The organism is Ureibacillus sp. FSL E2-3493, from assembly GCF_038077515.1.
Taxonomy (GTDB): Bacteria; Bacillota; Bacilli; order Bacillales_A; family Planococcaceae; genus Ureibacillus; species Ureibacillus halotolerans.
Genome location: NZ_JBBOPK010000001.1, coordinates 3654925 through 3672024, shown reverse-complemented (window position 1 = coordinate 3672024; position 17100 = coordinate 3654925). Strand labels below are relative to the sequence as shown.

The following is a 17100-nucleotide window of genomic DNA, read 5'->3' as shown; positions in this document are numbered from 1 at the left end:
TCACTGCACCCAATTTAACTTAAATAATTTATGAAAAATAGCAGTTTGTAAACCATCCTCTACGATAAGCTGGGTTTTCCGAATCCCAAAACGATGAACTAAAGTTTCAAATTCACTTTCATGGGTAGTCCTCGCTTTTTCATAATTGGCTATTACACGATTTGATACGGACACATTTACTTGTTGAGAGGTTTCCGAATCGATAAGACGGACATCCCCTGTATAGGTCGGATTTAATTCATCCTTCGTTACAATTTGAATACAGCGTACATCTCCTGCAAAACGGGGTAAACGTTTAAAAAATTGTTCCCACTCTGCAATCGCCTCTAAACCATCCGTAATAATAAAAAGCACTGTACTATCCTTTGGTAAAACTTTAATTCCTTCCTTGGCAAAACTACCGACTCCACTAGCCATCTCTAAATTTGAAAGGACTTGTAGAAACTGTTTTCGATAACTTGCCCCTTTTCTTCTAAAAGGAATAGCATTTGTTTCACCTACATAGGAAAAGGTCAACCGATCATCCCGATTTAATACCATCAACCCAATGGCAGCTGCAATTTGCCGCGCAAAAACCCATTTTTTTTCTTCTCCCATTGAACGGGTTGCATCTAATAATATGTGAACTCTCATTTCTTGTTCATCTAAAAATCGTTTAATATAGTACTTTTCTGTTCGTGCATATACATTCCAATCAACTTGTCTAACGTCGTCTCCTAACGTATATTCGCGGAAATCAGAAAAATCAAGGGAGGATCCAAACCGTCCTGAACGATGAGAACCTTTATGCTGTCCCCGTAATTTCGATGAGGTAGCGATCGATAAACGACTTACTTTTGCAATCCATTCATCAGGAAGAATTAATGGCGAAGTGCTCATAACCCTACTCCTTGTTGAATCGTTGTAAGAATAGTTTCAATCATATCATCTGCTGTCTTACCAGATGCCTCGCCCTCATAATTCATCATCATTCGATGACGCAATGCAGGCTTTGCCACCGATTTTATATCAGCAATGGAAACGTGGAAACGACCATGCAATACCGCACGGGCCTTCGCTAGTTTAATAATACTTTGTAAACCTCGGGGACCACTGCCGTACATAACAAATTGCTTAACTTCTGGATGAGAATCTTCTCCTTCTGGATGGGTAGCCACTACTAAATTCACCGCATACTCCATCATTTCTTCAGCTACCAATACTTCTTTTACCATTTGTTGAGCTAAAATGATGCTATCACTATTCATTACTTTCTCTAAATCTACTTCCAATGCCCCAGTAGTACGTTTCATAATTTCCATCAGTTCTTGTTTAGAAGGATATGGTACTAAAATTTTGCATAAAAAACGATCCATCTGAGCTTCTGGTAAAGGATATGTCCCTTCCATTTCTATTGGATTTTGTGTAGCGAGAACAAAAAAAGGCTTTGCCATTTTCTTTGTATCCCCAAGTATTGTTACAGTCTTTTCACCCATTGCCTCTAACAGTGCACTTTGTGTTTTCGGTGTTGCGCGGTTAATCTCATCTGCTAACACCATTTGACTAAATATAGGTCCAGGCTGGAAGGCGAACTGCTGCTTTCCATTTTCAGTTCGTTCAATAATATTCGTTCCAGTAATATCTGTCGGCATTAAATCCGGTGTAAATTGAATACGAGAAAACGATAAATCGAGCACTTCCGAAATTGTCCGTATTAACATCGTCTTCCCCAATCCAGGCAATCCTTCTAATAAAGCGTGCCCATCTGCTAAAATGGAGTAAAGGGTAAATTCTATTACTTCTTCTTGTCCTACGATAAATTTTCTAATTTCATTTTTTACTTGATGCAGTTGATTGCTCATTTCGTTATATTGTTCTTCATTAAACGCCATCATATCGTCCTCCCACTTATTCCGACTCTATCGATGAGAAATAAGATTGTACAATATCTTGTAAATCCTTTGGTAATTGCATTCTTTCTGAACTTTCGATGTAGCTATCTTTATAATCGCCTATTACTTCTTCATAAGGTCGAATAGTTCCTTTCGTTACCGGCACTTGCCCTTTTTGCTCTCCTACAGCTTTTCCTTCATTTAATGGCCCACCATCAACAGTCGTGTCACTGCTTCCACCAATACGTTCGGGAATTGATAAGGAATCACGACTCCCTTGGCCTAATCCAGCTCCACTGCCTCCACTAGACCCTTGACCATTTCCACTCCCAGAACCACTTCCTTGGGAACCATTACCTTGACCCTGTCCTTGGCCTTGACCCTGTCCCTGACCTTGACCATTCTGCCCATTACTGTTTTGATTTTGGTTACCGTTGTTCCCTTCCTGACTATCACCTTGTTGGCCATCATTTTGGCTATCACCGTTGGAATCGCTTTGTTCTCCAGAAGAATCTCCTTGTTCTCCTTCATTTTCAGCTGATTCGGAACCTAATTCACTAGCAATTGCATTTTGTAAATCGAAACTAATAGGTTTACCTAATTTACTTAAAGTAGTTTGAGAACTTTTCGCTGTATCTGTAAGACCTTCTTGCAAAGCTGCTAATTCCTCTAGCTGCTTCTGTTCTTCCGCCGATAAGCCGCCAGAATTTTCTGCATTTTCTTGTTTGGCTAATGCCTCTTTTTCCTTAAGCTTTTGTTCCTGCAATTTTAATTCCTTTTGTTTTTTCACTACTTCACGAAGAGCTTCTTCAGAACTTTCGATATCCTTTAATTTATTTGATAGCTCCTGTAGTTGCTTTTTCACCTCATCATTCATTGCTTTTTTCTCCAACTTTGCTACTTCTTTTTCTATCTCTTTAATGACTTCTTGTTCTTTTTCAACTTCAATAGCTTCTTGTTGCGTCGCTGAAGGGAAGAAAGACAATATGCCAATTCCTATCATCAAAAGCATAATTCCAATTAATACTTTAGGCTTCCAAATAACTTTCTGCCTTTTTTTAAACCGATCAAATGCCTTCGGTGACTCATTTTCGGCCTTTTGGATAAGGGTTTGCACTAATGGATTCTTTTTATCTATAAATGAAAGGGCCGTTACAAGCTCATTATGAGGATAAAAGGCATCTAAACGATGTAACGCCTCCTTTTCCCTTATCCTTTTCCACCATATATAAATTCCTACAGCAAAAAGAATACCGATTCCAACGTAAATCGCAACTTCCCTATAATAAGGAAAGACAAACAGGCGGGATACAACGAGAATCGTCGCACTTAAGGCAAGGCAAAGGAATATTCCATATTGTAATTGAACTAATAAACGCTCCATATTAAGACTTCTTTTAGCCCGACGAATAAAATGCCCTAACAGGTTTCGACGATTCATCGTCCTTCCTCCTATCGATTTGTTTTCATGTTTGCCCGTAATTTACGGATGGCCACAAATAAACAAAATACTGTAAGTAATATATAAAAAATTAAGTAAACTACCCAAATTGGCAACGATATACCAACTACCGATTCCAAACTATTTGCCATTTCCGGATAAAGAATTGTCACCATTAATGCACCAGGGTTAATGCTCGCCCAAAAATAAGTAATAGGTGCAAACGGTGTTACTGTACTCATACCCATTGACATTTGTTCCATCGAAACACCCATAAAGAAGAAGAAGGCGGTAATTCCTCCTAGAAAAATCATTGCACCATATGTCGCAATCATTGATACAATTGTTTTCTTTGTTATTGTTGAAAACATTATTCCTATACTACCAATAGCAACGAGTGTTATTAAGTATAAAAGGAAAATCGTTACAAATTGGGAAGGCGATACCCCTCCAAATAAAAATACAAGACTATATAACGGCAACCCTGCCAATAACATTAGTACTAAAAAGGCAACTGACGATAAAAGTTTACCAATGATAATTTGAGTAGAACTTTGGGTTGTAGTCAGTAGTATATTTAATGTTTGTTTCTCTCGTTCTGTACTAATTGCACCCGCTGTTAATCCTGGAGTTATAAACATTACTAATCCCATCTGAAGCACACTTAAAACAGCGAACATCGTGAAGCTATCATCTGGTCTAAAAAAATTAGTACCTGTAAATTGTGTGCGGATTAATAAAAATCCTGCCACGAAAATACATAAAACAGCTAAGTAAAACATTAAGCCAGAAAAACTTTTAAAGGCGCGGAATCGCAATTTTAATTCCTTTAATAATACTGGATTCGAAAAACGATCCATCATGCTTCATCCGCTCCCTTCGTAATAGCCATAAAGACATCTTCTAAGTTCTTTTCCTCTTCGGTTAACGTATAAATCGGAATATCAGCAAGTAACGCCTTTCGTAAGAGCTTCACTTGATCTTCCGTTTTCCCTCGATAATTAAAGGATATTTCATTTCTACTGTCAGCTACTTCAATAGAGGAGATAAAAGGATCCTCTTCAAAGAAGTCCCGTGCCCTTTCCATTTGCTCTAATACTTTCACAATGATCCGTTTATCTCCTTGCAACTGCTCCTGAATCGCCGCCACATTACCATGGGCAATAAGCTTTCCGTTATCAATTACACCTATTTCATCACACATTTCCGCTAACTCCGGTAAAATATGCGAGGAGATTAAAATTGTTTTTCCCATAGATTTTAAATGCTTTAAAATATCTCGCATTTCGATTCGGGCACGCGGATCTAATCCTGATGCAGGTTCATCTAAAATAAGCACCTTTGGATCGTGAATAAGAGAACGAGCTAAGCAAAGACGTTGCTTCATACCACGAGATAGTAAATCGACATATTCATATCGTTTATGTGAAAGGTTAACAAGCTCTAATAACTGCGGGATAAGAACTTGCCTTTCCGCAGCAGAAAGACCATAACTTGCCCCATAAAAATCTAAATATTCATCGGCTTTTAGTTGATCATAAACTCCAAAGAAATCAGGCATATAACCAATTAGCTTTCTTACTTCTTTCGGCTCACGAACAACACTTTTACCGTTTATAAACGCGTCACCAGATGTAGGTGATAAAAGAGTAGCTAGTATAGAAAAAGTAGTAGATTTACCAGCACCATTGGCACCTACGAACCCAAATACAACTCCTTCATCTAATGACAAGTTTAAGTTATTTAATGCAACAAATGAGCCGTATTTTTTAGTTAATCCTTTAATATCAACCATCATTATTGTGCCACCCCCTTAATTTCTACATCTGGCATTCTAACTGGTGTTCCTAAATAATCATTTAATCGGACTAGCATTTTAATTTGTCCATCTGTTGATACGTATTGATCTAAATTGTCTTTAAAGGTTATACTCGCTTCTTGAATATCTTCAAATTGTGAAGTTTTTATATTCCATATAGCTATCTCAAGTCGATTAGATGCTTTATTCGAAACAGATAGTTCTGTCCAGGAAGAATTTTCGATTAACTCTGATGGAATTTGAACTGTATAGTTATAATCGCCTTTGTCTAGATACCATTCATTCGATGATTCACTTGTTAATTCCATATAACTTGCAGCATTTGTTGGCTCTACATATTCTTCTAACGTATCTTTATTTAAAGTAAATCCACCTGAAAGTTCCATCTTCGGCTCAAATGTTTGAGCAATATACGCTACTGGTGAGACTTCAGCATTCCCATCTAATTCAATGCCCACTAACGATTCATCTGTCCACGCTATGATTGTAGGAGCATGGTCATCCTGAATTAAGCCACCTGCTCCATACTTTACTTTTTCTAAACGCATTGGTAATAAGTCATCTTTCGATTGTGGAGCATTATATCCGTAGTTTGTAATGGCCGGTGAAAGTAAAACGGAATTTTTTACTTGTTCCAATACTTTCAATGTACCTTCCGATTCAATATCTCCTAATTCTATTTCTTTTGTACCCGACCAAATAGTCACATCATTCAATTTAAACGGGAAATGATTCGTTACAGTCCCTTCGATTAACCCGTCTTTTACTGTCAACTGAATATCCATATTCCCTGCATTTTGAATGGTTGTTTCCCCAACAATCGATTGAACAGACCAGTAATTTAAATTTCTCAATTGAATAATAGAACCATTTGCACGTTCTTTAACATAGGATTTTTCATGTAAAACATTGTCAGCTGGACTTGAATAATAATAATCCATACCTTGCGATGCAGTAGCAGTAGTATTTTCATCTAGATTAAACGTAAAATCTCCACTGCGATTTGTTAAAATGGTCTCCATATACTTACCAGTTAAACTATCTCCTTCTACTTTATAAAAAGCAGCTTGTTGTATTTGAGACTGCATTAAACGATCCTTTGCCCCTAAAATGAAAAGACAAAGGGATAAACCAATGGATAATAGTGGAATAAGCCACCAAGCATGTTCCCGCTTATCCATTCTTTTTAAAATAAAGTAAAGCATTGGTCCAATAAATAAAATGTAAATAATAATGACAATGACTAGCATAGTCGTCGATATTTCAAAGGAAGGAAACAGTTCATTTACACTTCCCACTTCATGGGGAAGATAGTCGTTGAAATTACCAAAATTCATTGCAAAGCTATTATTTTGTACTGTAGTTTGTAGTTTTAAAATTTCAGATAGTAATTTTGAATAACCATCCATTGAAGCAAGTGGTTGATCTCCTAGGGAGAATGTCGTTTGAATAATTTGCCCGCTGCCTAGAGTTTTTTTAGAAGCTAAAATTGTGTTTCCATCTGCTAGTAGACGATGACTTCCTTCCTTTTCAGTCGCCTTATATACATCAATATCTTGCGTAAACACACCATTTTGGGATAGTGTCTTTAATCTCTCCTGAGATACAGTGACTTTCTCATTTGAAAGTGATAATGGAAGATAATCTTTAAAAATTCCTACAGAAGCCTCTACTTGGTCAGAGGCACCGATTAAAAGAACTCCCCCCTTCTCAACCCAACTATATATTGCGTTTTGTTGTTCCTCAGAAAAGTCTGTTAGGCTAATTTCATCGACAGCTAACACATTAGCCATCGCTAGCCCTTTTTCATCAGTTGGAAATTCATAATTTTTTAATTGATTTAAATTAAATACTTCCACATTGAAAGTAGAATACTGTCTTAAACGTAAGAGAGAAGAAAGCCGGTCACTATTTTCAGTCAGCGTATAGATAAAAGTTGCTTCTTGTTCATGAAATTGAGGTTTGACGGTCTTACTACCCGTGTATTTAACCATTTCACCATCTTCAATTCCACCTTCATAAAAATAAAATAAAGTTTTTTGAGGACTACTATACATATAGTCTTCTGCAAGTCCATTTAAGTAAATTTGAATTTCCTTTGTTTCACCCTCAGCTATATCTAATGGGTATACTAAGCCGGAACCCATTGAATAAGATTCAGCTGCATCGATGACTAAATCACCTGAAAATGCCGTACCATTATTTGTGATCGTAAGTTTTAATGGAACCGGTGTATAATATTTAACTTTATTAGATATTCCTGCTTCTGCTTTTACATCCAATTTAGGCGCTGCACTAGCAGTATCTATATGTAGAAAATTAAAAATGAATGCAAAAAATAAAATAGCTAAAATATTTTTCTTTAACAAAATCTCAACCCCTTAATCCCCTTTTTTAATTGGTACGTCTATTTTACATTTAAGTTCCATTTTTACCAAATTAATAATGAATTCTTAAAAAATTGTTCGCATTGTTCGTATAAATTAATAAAAAGGGTGACAATTTAGGAGAGGTACTCTTGATTTAAGATGTAATAAAATAAAAAAGACGAAATGAACATAAACGTTCATTTCGTCTTTTATTCATGCCTTTTTAGGCTTTTATTATGCACATTAAAGCCGTGCACCTTTCTTCGACAGCCGTACATAAGCGTTACTCTTGTCGCCAGCTCAGGTTAGGCTACCCCGCGGCACATGGGTGAAACCACTTAATGCTGCTTCCTTCCGGACCTGACATGGTTCATGGGTACCCATTGCGCAGGACCCAACCTTCAACACTACGTGCAAGAGGCAGACCAAACATACGGACAGCCTCAGAAAGGACTTCAGTCTCGCTAGAGCGGATTGCGAGTTACAGGGCACCGCTACCTCCCCACCTAGCACGGCATAAACTAGTATACTTTATTATTGAGGGAAAATGCAATGTTTAGTTCTGGTAATAATGGAAAAGTTGAAATCTTTTTTTAAAAAACTTTCCCTTCTACTTATTTTCTACTTATTTGTTGACCATAATATAGTTATATGATATATTTTTCTTTGTCGAAACGGAGGCATACCCAAGTCTGGCTGAAGGGATCGGTCTTGAAAACCGACAGCGGGTTAAACCGCGCGTGGGTTCGAATCCTACTGCCTCCGCCATTTTTATTTACTATATGATGATAACATCCGTTACGTAACGTAACGGATTTTTTTGTAGAAATTCCATTCGAGTACTAAAACTGATAGCAGTTATAGTACTTTTTTAATTTATAATGAAAAAACACTCATTAATAGAAGGTGAAGTCTTTCCATGGAATATATGAAAGCCCTTTCAAAAGTTAATCGTTGTACGATTGCAATCCTTGCTACTGCTTTACTTACCGCAATTGGTAGTGAAATTAAAATAATGCCCTATGAAGAAGCACCTTTCCGTTTTGGATTAGGCAGTATTATTTTTTTTATTGCCGTATTAATACGTACTGTACCCGTTATTACAACGGGGATTATAACCGGTTTAACCGTCGTACTATTCCGTTCATTGTTAGATAGCCTATTTTATGAACAACCTTTTATAAATGCATTAATCGAACATTTCCCAGCAGCCCTTTTTTATTTTTCATTTGCTGTATGTTTGTCTATTTTTAATATAGAAAAATATAAAACAAAACCTTTAACTTTAGGGTTGATGGCTTCTTTATTTGAAATCATTAGTAATAGTATTGAGCACCTTTTTACTACTCTATTTGTAACGAAAATACCTATTAATGCAGAGGAAATTTTTTTACTTATTACGATTGCCCTTTTACGTAGTTTTTTTGTTGTTGGATTATATAGCTCAATAATCATTGCTGAAAATAAAAAGCAAGTTCAGCAATTATTAAACATTGGCTCCAATTTATATGTGGAAACGTTATATTTACAAAAATCAATGAACCAAATTGAACAAATTACCGCTTCTAGCTTTGATTTATATAAACAATTAGCAACGGTTCATTCCGAATTAAGCATAAAAGCATTAATTATTGCTCAAGAAATTCATGAAGTGAAGAAAGATCAGCAACGTATTTTTGCTGGATTGTCGAACATTGTAGAAAATAAACAATCCGATCATTATTTAATGTCGGATTTACTTTCCCTTGTTTCAGAAGCTAATCAAAAATATAGTGTGCTTCTAAAGAAAAATATTCAATTTAACGTATTACTAAATGAAGATTTTCATACACATGCCCATATTCAATTACTTGCCGTATTAAACAATCTAGTCGCCAATGCAGTAGAAGCAATTGAAAACGAGGGGGCGATTACCATTTCGGTTGGTATGAAAGCCGATGAAACAAATATTATAATTGAAGATAATGGGATTGGTATTCCAGAACATTCCCTTCCAGTTATCTTTGACCCAGGTTTTACTTCGAAATTTAATGAAAAAGGCGAGCCTTCCACGGGAATTGGCTTATCCCATGTACAAGCAATCGTAGCAAAATTACACGGTAATATACATGTTGAAAGTAATAAAACAACAAAATTTATCATTACAATCCCGACAAATATGTTATAGAAAAGGAGAAAGACATGCGTTATTTCATTGTTGACGACGACCGTGCAAGTCGAAAAATGTTATCAACTATTATTAATGAAAGCGAGCTAGGAAGTGTCATCGGTGAAGCTTCCAACGGTCAAGATGCTATCCCTCAAATATTAGCTATCCAACCCGATTTCGTATTAATCGATTTACTAATGCCCAAACTAGATGGTATCACGACAATTGAAAAATTACGTGAAAATCTTTATGAAGGTCATTTTATAATGATTTCTCAAGTTGTAAATAAAGAAATGGTTGCCCAAAGTTACGAAAAGGGGATAGAATTTTTTATTCATAAACCCATTAATAAAATCGAAGTTGAAACGGTTCTTCGGAAAACAGAAGAACAATATCGCTTAAAAAATTCTATTTTAGCCATTAGACAGTCATTATCCCATTTTGCTGAGGATAAAAAACATGTTAAGAAAACGTCTAGGGACCATGTTCAATCCATTTTAAATGATATGGGTATTGTCGGTGAGGTAGGCAGTGAGGATATAACAAATATTATTGAACTTTTACTTATGGATAAATATAAAATTTCTCCACTCCCACCACTAAAAGAATTATATGAGAAAGTGGCAAGTTTAACGAAATCTACAGCGGATGATATCGTAAAAGAAAGTAAAGCGATTGAACAACGCATTCGTCGAACAATTTTAGCTGCAATGATTAATCTTGCTAATTTGGGAATTGTTGATTATACAAATTCAGAATTTGAATATTATGCCCCTCGTTATTTTGACTTTACCGAAATTCGATCACTAATGCGTCAAATCGAAGAAAATAATCAACGAAAAGCGAAAGTAAATATCAAAAAATTTATTCAAGTGTTATTTGCTGAAATAATTAGCAAAGTGGATTAATCGGATTTTGTCGGATTTTGTAAGTCATCCATATACTATTATTATGGACTTGTCCTACATTTGATTGGGGGGGAGAAAATTGAAAAAATTTAAACTTAGTTTAGCTTCTCAAATAATAATCGGTCTAGTATTAGGGATCATTGTAGGTGCTATATTCTATGGTAACCCTAATGTAGAGAAATATTTACAACCACTTGGTACGATCTTTTTAAATTTAATTAAAATGATTGTTGTCCCAATCATCGTCTCTACACTTATTATCGGTGTAGCTGGTACTGGGGATATGAAACAACTTGGCCGCCTAGGTGGTAAAACTTTAATCTACTTTGAGATTATCACAACAATTGCCATCGTTGTTGGTTTAGGTGCAGCTAACATTTTCCAACCAGGTGAAGGCATTAACATGAATGAATTAACTCAAACCGACATTTCATCTTATGTTGAAACGACAGAATCGGTTGAGCATGAAGGTGGCGGCTTATTAGATACTATTGTTAGTATTGTCCCAACCAATTTCATTCAGTCAATGGCTGAGGCCGATATGTTACCTGTTATCTTCTTCTCTGTATTATTTGGTTTAGGGGTAGCAGCAATTGGAGAAAAAGGGAAACCTATACTTGATGTGGCGCAGGGCGTTGCAGATGCGATGTTCTGGGTTACAAACCTTGTAATGAAATTTGCACCAATTGGTGTATTTGGTTTAATCGGGGTTACAGTATCAAAATTCGGTTTATCATCTTTAATCCCACTTGGAAAATTAGCACTTCTTGTTTATGGTGCAATGATATTCTTTGTACTTGTTGTATTAGGAATTACAGCGAAAATTGCTGGTGTTAACATTTTTAACTTATTAAAAGTATTAAAAGAAGAACTGATTCTTGCTTATTCTACATCTAGTTCTGAAACCGTTTTACCACGTATTATGAATAAAATGGAGAAATACGGTTGTCCAAAAGATATTACTTCTTTTGTTATTCCAACTGGTTATTCCTTTAACTTAGATGGTTCAACATTGTATCAAGCAATTGCTGCACTATTTATTGCACAAATGTATGGTATCGATTTAAGCATTACAGAACAAATTACATTAATGCTTGTATTAATGGTTACTTCAAAAGGGATTGCTGGTGTTCCAGGCGTATCATTCGTTGTTCTTTTAGCAACACTTGGATCCGTAGGTATCCCACTTGAAGGACTAGCATTTATCGCTGGAATTGACCGTATTCTCGATATGGCCCGTACAGCAGTAAACGTTGTCGGAAACTCTTTAGCAGCTATCGTTATGTCAAAATGGGAAAAACGTTTTGACGAAGATAAAATGGAAGCATACAATGCTGAATTAGCTAAATAAACATTTAAAGCCGCAAATTATTGCGGCTTTTTTATATTCGATACGGCCTTTGCTAAGTAAGCTCGAATAGATTCTTCCCCATTTCCTAACGCTTCCTTTTCACGAGCTTCATCCTTTGCAATCTTTTTCTCAGCGGTTTCAACAATCTTTTCAATATCCTGTTGTGGAACGACGACAACACCATCGATATCCCCAATAATAAAATCCCCAGGGTGAACCGTTACATTTCCAACTGAAATTGGACAATTAACAACTCCCCCTCCATTTTTAAATCCTGCTGCAACTGTTGTGCCTAATGCAAAAACCGGGAAATCTAAATCATGAATTGCGGCCATATCTCGAATTACACCATCTACAACAAAACCTTGTACACCTATTCCCTTTGCAAGGGAGACGACGAAATCACCCGCTACAGCTCGATTTGTATTTCCTTTAGCATCAATAACTAAAATATCACCCTTTTGTGCCATACTAATCGCTTCTAAAACCGCACCATTTTCTCCATCTGGTAAACGTACTGTTATAGCTCGTCCTGCAATTTTAAAATGATCTGCTAACGGCTTAATCTTACTATCCAAATTTGTATGTCCACCTGTAGCATCCGAGATTGCTGTCGTTGGTAAAGCGTAAAAACGTTCCTGTATTGTAGTCGTTTCCATTTTTTTGCCCTCCAAATTAACAAAATATTGTAATAATTTAAATTCTATAGGATTATTATAGGAAGTTAAATAGGTTAATTTAATTAGACTTATGTGATCGTTCCCGATTAAAAGTAGAGGAAGTGGTTAAAATGGTGGGGAAGCATACTCTTCGATTCATTACATCCAATGAGGAGTGATAAATATGAAACGGAACCGATTGATTATGCAATATAAAAAAGAAAATGGAGAAACTGGTTATAAAATGGTTTCCTTCGACATTGATGTTATTGCTAAGCATACAGGAGGGCTTGCACCAACCATTCTTTATTTTTATGATAATCAAGATGTAACGGAAGACGTGCGAGCTATTCGTTTCGGATTAGAGCCTCCTTCCTCCTACATCGATGACTATGATCAATTTCAAAAACTATTATATAAAAAAGAGCAACGAGCAATTAACAACTTATATGATACGATTAGCATCCGTCCTAAACATATGTCGACAACAAAGCAAATTTTATGGAGCTTTGGTGTTTTACTGTTAATGACCATTCCGCTACTAGTAGCGATAATTTTAAAATAATCTTACTCAAAATAAAAAGTATCCCTTATGTTACAGTAATTCTCTACTGATCAACACAAAGGATACTTTTTATTTGATTATTGTTCTATATTTCCTTCTACACCAAGATCTTCTACCTGTATGCTATCACCAAATGCTGGTTTTAAAGTTTCCTCGTATGCTTTTTGAAAGAATTGTTCTTCCCTTAGTGCTTCCAGCTCTTCCTTTTACCTTTCCAGCAATCATGTATAACCTTTAATTTTTTATTAGAATCTGTTGACCAGGTTGAAGAGTTTCAACATCTTCTATCTCAACAGTTTCAGGATATTTCAAACCTAATCCAGTATTTAAACATACAACATGTTCGTCTTCTCGAATCCATCCTTGTTCACGTAAAGTTTTAACAGCTGCGAATGTAGCTGCCCCTTCTGGACAAATAAAATTACCTTCTAGTGAGGCTACTAGTTTTTGAGCTTCCAGTAATGCTTCCTCCGATACGGCGATAGCACATCCTTTCGTTGCATAAATTCCTTCTAATACTAAAAAATCACCTAAAGCCTTCGGAACATTGATGCCAAATGCACATGTTGTTGAATTTTCAAAGAAGACGGATTCTTTCTCTCCTTTTTTCCACGCTTCTACAATTGGGGCGCATCCTTCTGCTTGAACAGCTACTAACCGTGGCAACTTCCCCTGTTCAATCCACCCTAATTGTTGTAGCTCTAAAATAGCTTTATAGATTCCGATGATGCCTACACCTCCACCCGTTGGATATAAAATCACATCGGGCACTTTCCACCCTAATTGTTCAACAATTTCATAACCCATTGTTTTCTTACCCTCTATCCGATAGGGCTCTTTTAATGTAGATGCATCATAAACCCCTTGTTCCTGTACTAAGCTTCCTACAACTTTTCCAGCATCACTAATTAAACCGTTAATTAAATATAAATCTCCACCAGCAATATATACTTCCTTTCGAGTAATTTCAGGAGCATCTAATGGCATGACAATTGTTGCTTTTATATTCGCCTTTGCTGCATACAATGCCCAGGCAGCACCTGCATTACCATTAGTCGGCATTGCTAGATGTTTTACCCCTAATTCCTTTGCTTTTGAAATTCCCACACTTGCACCACGAGTTTTAAAAGAACCCGTTGGTATAATCCCTTCGTCTTTCATGTATAAATTATTTAATCCATAATCAGCTCCTAAATACGGCAGTTTTTTTAATGGCGTCATTCCTTCTCCTAGCGATACTACATTTTCTTGATGATGGACTGGAAGTAGCTCATGATATCTCCACAAAGTATTAGGGCGATTTTTCATGTCCTCACGGTTAATAGTTTCTTTTACTTTTTCTAAATCATAACGTACTAGTAACGGGGAGCCACACTGACATAACTGCTGAATTCGATTTTCTTCATAAGTTTTACCGCACTTTGGGCACTCTAAATGAGTAATATAACTATATTTCATCATCGTCACATTCCCTCCTAGAATTAAAAAAGGCAACAATAATCCATCAAAATATAGATCATTGCAGCCTTTGGTTGTCCAATAAGCCAACTATTAAACTAAATTTAATATCAGTTTTCCGATAAGTCAACTATGTTTGTAACTTTTTCTAAATTTTCTATTTATTTAAAACAAAAATTCTTTTTACTCAACACTTGATGACATCGATTTATCAAAAAGAGCATCCTATTTATTCAAAATAGCTATAATATCATTAACGTTCGTCGCCACTTTTAGTATACTGCGTTGTTCTTCACGTATAAATCCTTCCTCGAACATCTTTTCAAAATGTTGGATGAGGGCATCATAAAAGCCATCTATATTATATAAAATGACAGGATTTTCATGTAAACCAATCTGTGCCCATGTAAACACCTCGAAATATTCATCTAGTGTTCCACACCCACCTGGTAAAGCGATAAAAGCATTTGAAAGATCAATCATTTTCTTTTTACGGACATGCATCGATTCAACAAAATGAATCTCCGTTAAGTGCAAATGGGCAATTTCCCTTTTTTGTAAATGCTCTGGCATAATCCCAATAACTTCCCCATTATGGGCAAGGGCAGCATCCGCCACTGCACCCATTAAACCAATGTTGGAACCACCATATACAATTCCAATCTTTTCTTTTGCCAATCTCTCGCCTAATTCTTTTGCACTTTCTATGTAAATTGCACTTTTCCCTGTCTGTGATCCACAATAAATGGCTACGTTCATTTTTTATACCTCCATGTCAATTTGATACAATACAAGAATAACATTAAATTTTCAAATAGAAGGAGAAGAGCGATGAAAATTTACCCTCTTGGAGTTGGTGGAGCTTTTACCAAAACAAACTTCCATAATAACTATATCATTCATTTAAATGAAAAATGCCTATTAATTGATGCTGGCTCTACATTGCGATATAGCCTTCGTGAAGCTGGATACCATTATACCGATATAGATGTTGTCTTTATTTCCCATTTACATTTTGACCATGTCGGTGGTTTAGAGGAAATGATCATGCAACGGTTTTGGCAATTTAATAATGGGCAACATAGTCCGCTAAAAACGACGATTATTGTTCATGAAAAATTACTTACTTTATTAAAAAGTTTACTTAGCCACGGACTTGCAAATCAAGGGCGAACAGTTGAGGATTTTTGTAATTTTGTTTGTTTAAAAGAAAAGGAAGTTTATAAAATAGAGGATTATTCCTTTACAATTTTTGATACTAGTTATACCCATGCAGATGGATTGCTTAGTTTTGGATTTAAATTAGCATCCTTGCAATCCAATATTGTATTTACTAGCGATGTAAAACGTCTAAAAGAAGCGAATATTATTGGGCAAGTTGATGGGAACACGGTCGCCATTTTCCAAGATGTCAGCTTTACCTTTAATGGTGTCCATGCCACATTACAAGAAGTGCTCGATTATTACCCTAAAGAATACTATTCAAAACTTTATGCCATGCATTATAACGACAATGTTGAACAATTTCAGAAAGTCATTGACAGCGCCAATATAAACATTGTAAAAAAAGGTGAAATTCTTCACTTTTAACTAAAAAACGGGAAGAGAAAATCCGATTCTCTACCCGCTTTTATTTTTATAATGCACCCATACCGCCATCTACGCGATATTGAGCTCCAGTTATAAATTTACTGTCGTCTGAAGCAAGGAATAAAACTAAATTTGAAATATCTTCTGATTCTCCATATCGACCTAATGGAATGGATTTTTCCATATTCGCTTTAGCTGCCTCAGCTTGTCCAGGAGCAAAACCTTCTTCTAAAGAACGCATCATTCTTGTATTTACAGGTGATGGGTGAATAGAATTTACACGTACTTGGTAAGGTGCTACTTCTAGCGCTGTTGATTTTGTTAAACCTACAACTGCATGCTTCGAGGCAACATAAGGAGTAACGTCTGGACTTCCATGTAATCCTGCAACAGAAGAAGTATTAATAACACTACCGTAACCTTGTTCTTTCATAACAGCTAAAACATATTTTAATCCTAAAAACACACCACAGACATTAACGGCCAATACTTTATCTAAATCCTCTACTTTTTGTTCAGTAATTGGGGCAACTTTACCTTCTATACCCGCATTATTAAAGAAGATATCAATTTTTCCAAACTGCTCTACCGTTTTATTAACATAATTTTTTACTTCTTCCTCTTTCGATACATCGGCCTGAACGACAATTACTTTTCCAAGGGATTCTAACTCAGCTTTTGTTTCATCAAGAGATTCTTGGAATAAATCAACTAATACAACTTTTGCCCCTTCTTCTAAAAAGCGTTTTGCAGTAACTTTTCCAATTCCTCCTGCTCCACCGGTAATAATCGCTACTTTGTTTTCTAGTTTACTCACCATAAAAACCTCCCATTTTTTGTTGTAATCGCTTTCAAAAGAGGTTAGAGCTCATATTTAATATAGATAAATAATGAACACCACTCTATTTTAGGATAGTCTC

Annotated in this window: 15 protein-coding genes, 1 tRNA gene and 1 other RNA gene; 6 read left to right on the top strand and 11 right to left on the bottom strand. The window is 35.9% G+C overall.

All coding sequences use genetic code 11. The features are described 5' to 3' along the window. The 7 genes from MHH69_RS18825 to ffs form a co-directional block, all read right to left on the bottom strand. A complete protein-coding gene (locus MHH69_RS18825) occupies window positions 1-879 on the bottom strand; it encodes a DUF58 domain-containing protein (protein WP_122973272.1) in 879 nt (292 codons plus the stop codon). Beyond that, a complete protein-coding gene (locus MHH69_RS18820) occupies window positions 876-1871 on the bottom strand; it encodes an AAA family ATPase (RefSeq protein ID WP_341362918.1) in 996 nt (331 codons plus the stop codon). Before MHH69_RS18820 ends, MHH69_RS18825 begins: the two co-directional genes overlap by 4 nt. A gap of 16 nt (window positions 1872-1887) precedes the next feature. After that, window positions 1888-3312, bottom strand: coding sequence for a hypothetical protein (locus MHH69_RS18815; RefSeq protein WP_341362917.1), 1425 nt, complete (start codon window positions 3310-3312; stop codon window positions 1888-1890). 11 nt (window positions 3313-3323) lie between these two features. Next, window positions 3324-4175, bottom strand: a complete 852-nt coding sequence (locus MHH69_RS18810; protein WP_341362916.1) for an ABC transporter permease — start codon at window positions 4173-4175, stop codon at window positions 3324-3326. Continuing rightward, window positions 4172-5107, bottom strand: coding sequence for an ABC transporter ATP-binding protein (locus MHH69_RS18805; RefSeq protein WP_122973278.1), 936 nt, complete (start codon window positions 5105-5107; stop codon window positions 4172-4174). Before MHH69_RS18805 ends, MHH69_RS18810 begins: the two co-directional genes overlap by 4 nt. Before the next feature lie 2 nt (window positions 5108-5109). Then, the gene (locus MHH69_RS18800; protein WP_341362915.1) at window positions 5110-7500 is read right to left on the bottom strand and encodes a hypothetical protein; all 2391 of its coding nucleotides are present in this window, start codon (window positions 7498-7500) and stop codon (window positions 5110-5112) included. A gap of 249 nt (window positions 7501-7749) precedes the next feature. Further along, window positions 7750-8015, bottom strand: an RNA gene (gene ffs / locus MHH69_RS18795) — signal recognition particle sRNA large type. A 161-nt stretch (window positions 8016-8176) separates the two neighbouring features. Between ffs and MHH69_RS18790 the strand changes: the two genes are divergently transcribed. The 4 genes from MHH69_RS18790 to gltP all read left to right on the top strand — a co-directional run bounded on the left by MHH69_RS18790 (window position 8177) and on the right by gltP (window position 11908). Next, a tRNA-Ser gene (locus MHH69_RS18790) sits at window positions 8177-8268 on the top strand. Between the two features lie 151 nt (window positions 8269-8419). Next, entirely contained in the window at window positions 8420-9667 is a 1248-nt protein-coding gene (locus tag MHH69_RS18785) for an ATP-binding protein (protein ID WP_241559393.1), read from the top strand. A gap of 14 nt (window positions 9668-9681) precedes the next feature. Then, the gene (locus MHH69_RS18780) at window positions 9682-10557 is read left to right on the top strand and encodes a response regulator (RefSeq protein WP_122973579.1); all 876 of its coding nucleotides are present in this window, start codon (window positions 9682-9684) and stop codon (window positions 10555-10557) included. Window positions 10558-10636: 79 nt separating this feature from the next. Further along, complete coding sequence (gene gltP / locus MHH69_RS18775; protein ID WP_122973580.1) at window positions 10637-11908, top strand: glutamate/aspartate:proton symporter GltP; 1272 nt, start codon at window positions 10637-10639, stop codon at window positions 11906-11908. Between the two features lie 17 nt (window positions 11909-11925). On the opposite strand, the gene MHH69_RS18770 is transcribed toward gltP, so the two are convergent. Further along, window positions 11926-12567: an RraA family protein gene (locus MHH69_RS18770; protein ID WP_122973581.1), complete on the bottom strand. Its 642-nt coding sequence runs from the start codon at window positions 12565-12567 to the stop codon at window positions 11926-11928. A 184-nt stretch (window positions 12568-12751) separates the two neighbouring features. On the opposite strand from MHH69_RS18770, the gene MHH69_RS18765 reads away from it, so the two are divergent. Continuing rightward, entirely contained in the window at window positions 12752-13132 is a 381-nt protein-coding gene (locus MHH69_RS18765) for a sodium:proton antiporter (protein ID WP_122973582.1), read from the top strand. Between the two features lie 234 nt (window positions 13133-13366). Here MHH69_RS18765 and MHH69_RS18760 read toward each other — a convergent pair whose 3' ends face one another. Together MHH69_RS18760 and MHH69_RS18755 are read right to left on the bottom strand one after the other, a co-directional pair. After that, on the bottom strand, window positions 13367-14590 hold the full coding sequence (locus MHH69_RS18760; protein WP_122973588.1) for a threonine synthase: 1224 nt from the start codon (window positions 14588-14590) through the stop codon (window positions 13367-13369). Between the two features lie 225 nt (window positions 14591-14815). After that, window positions 14816-15349: an LOG family protein gene (locus MHH69_RS18755; protein ID WP_174232717.1), complete on the bottom strand. Its 534-nt coding sequence runs from the start codon at window positions 15347-15349 to the stop codon at window positions 14816-14818. A 72-nt stretch (window positions 15350-15421) separates the two neighbouring features. Between MHH69_RS18755 and MHH69_RS18750 the strand changes: the two genes are divergently transcribed. Then, entirely contained in the window at window positions 15422-16180 is a 759-nt protein-coding gene (locus tag MHH69_RS18750) for an MBL fold metallo-hydrolase (protein ID WP_341362914.1), read from the top strand. 46 nt (window positions 16181-16226) lie between these two features. Here MHH69_RS18750 and MHH69_RS18745 read toward each other — a convergent pair whose 3' ends face one another. Then, window positions 16227-17000 carry an SDR family NAD(P)-dependent oxidoreductase gene (locus tag MHH69_RS18745; RefSeq protein ID WP_206613383.1) on the bottom strand — a complete coding sequence of 258 codons (774 nt, stop codon included), beginning with the start codon at window positions 16998-17000 and terminating at the stop codon, window positions 16227-16229. Window positions 17001-17100 lie beyond the last annotated feature (100 nt).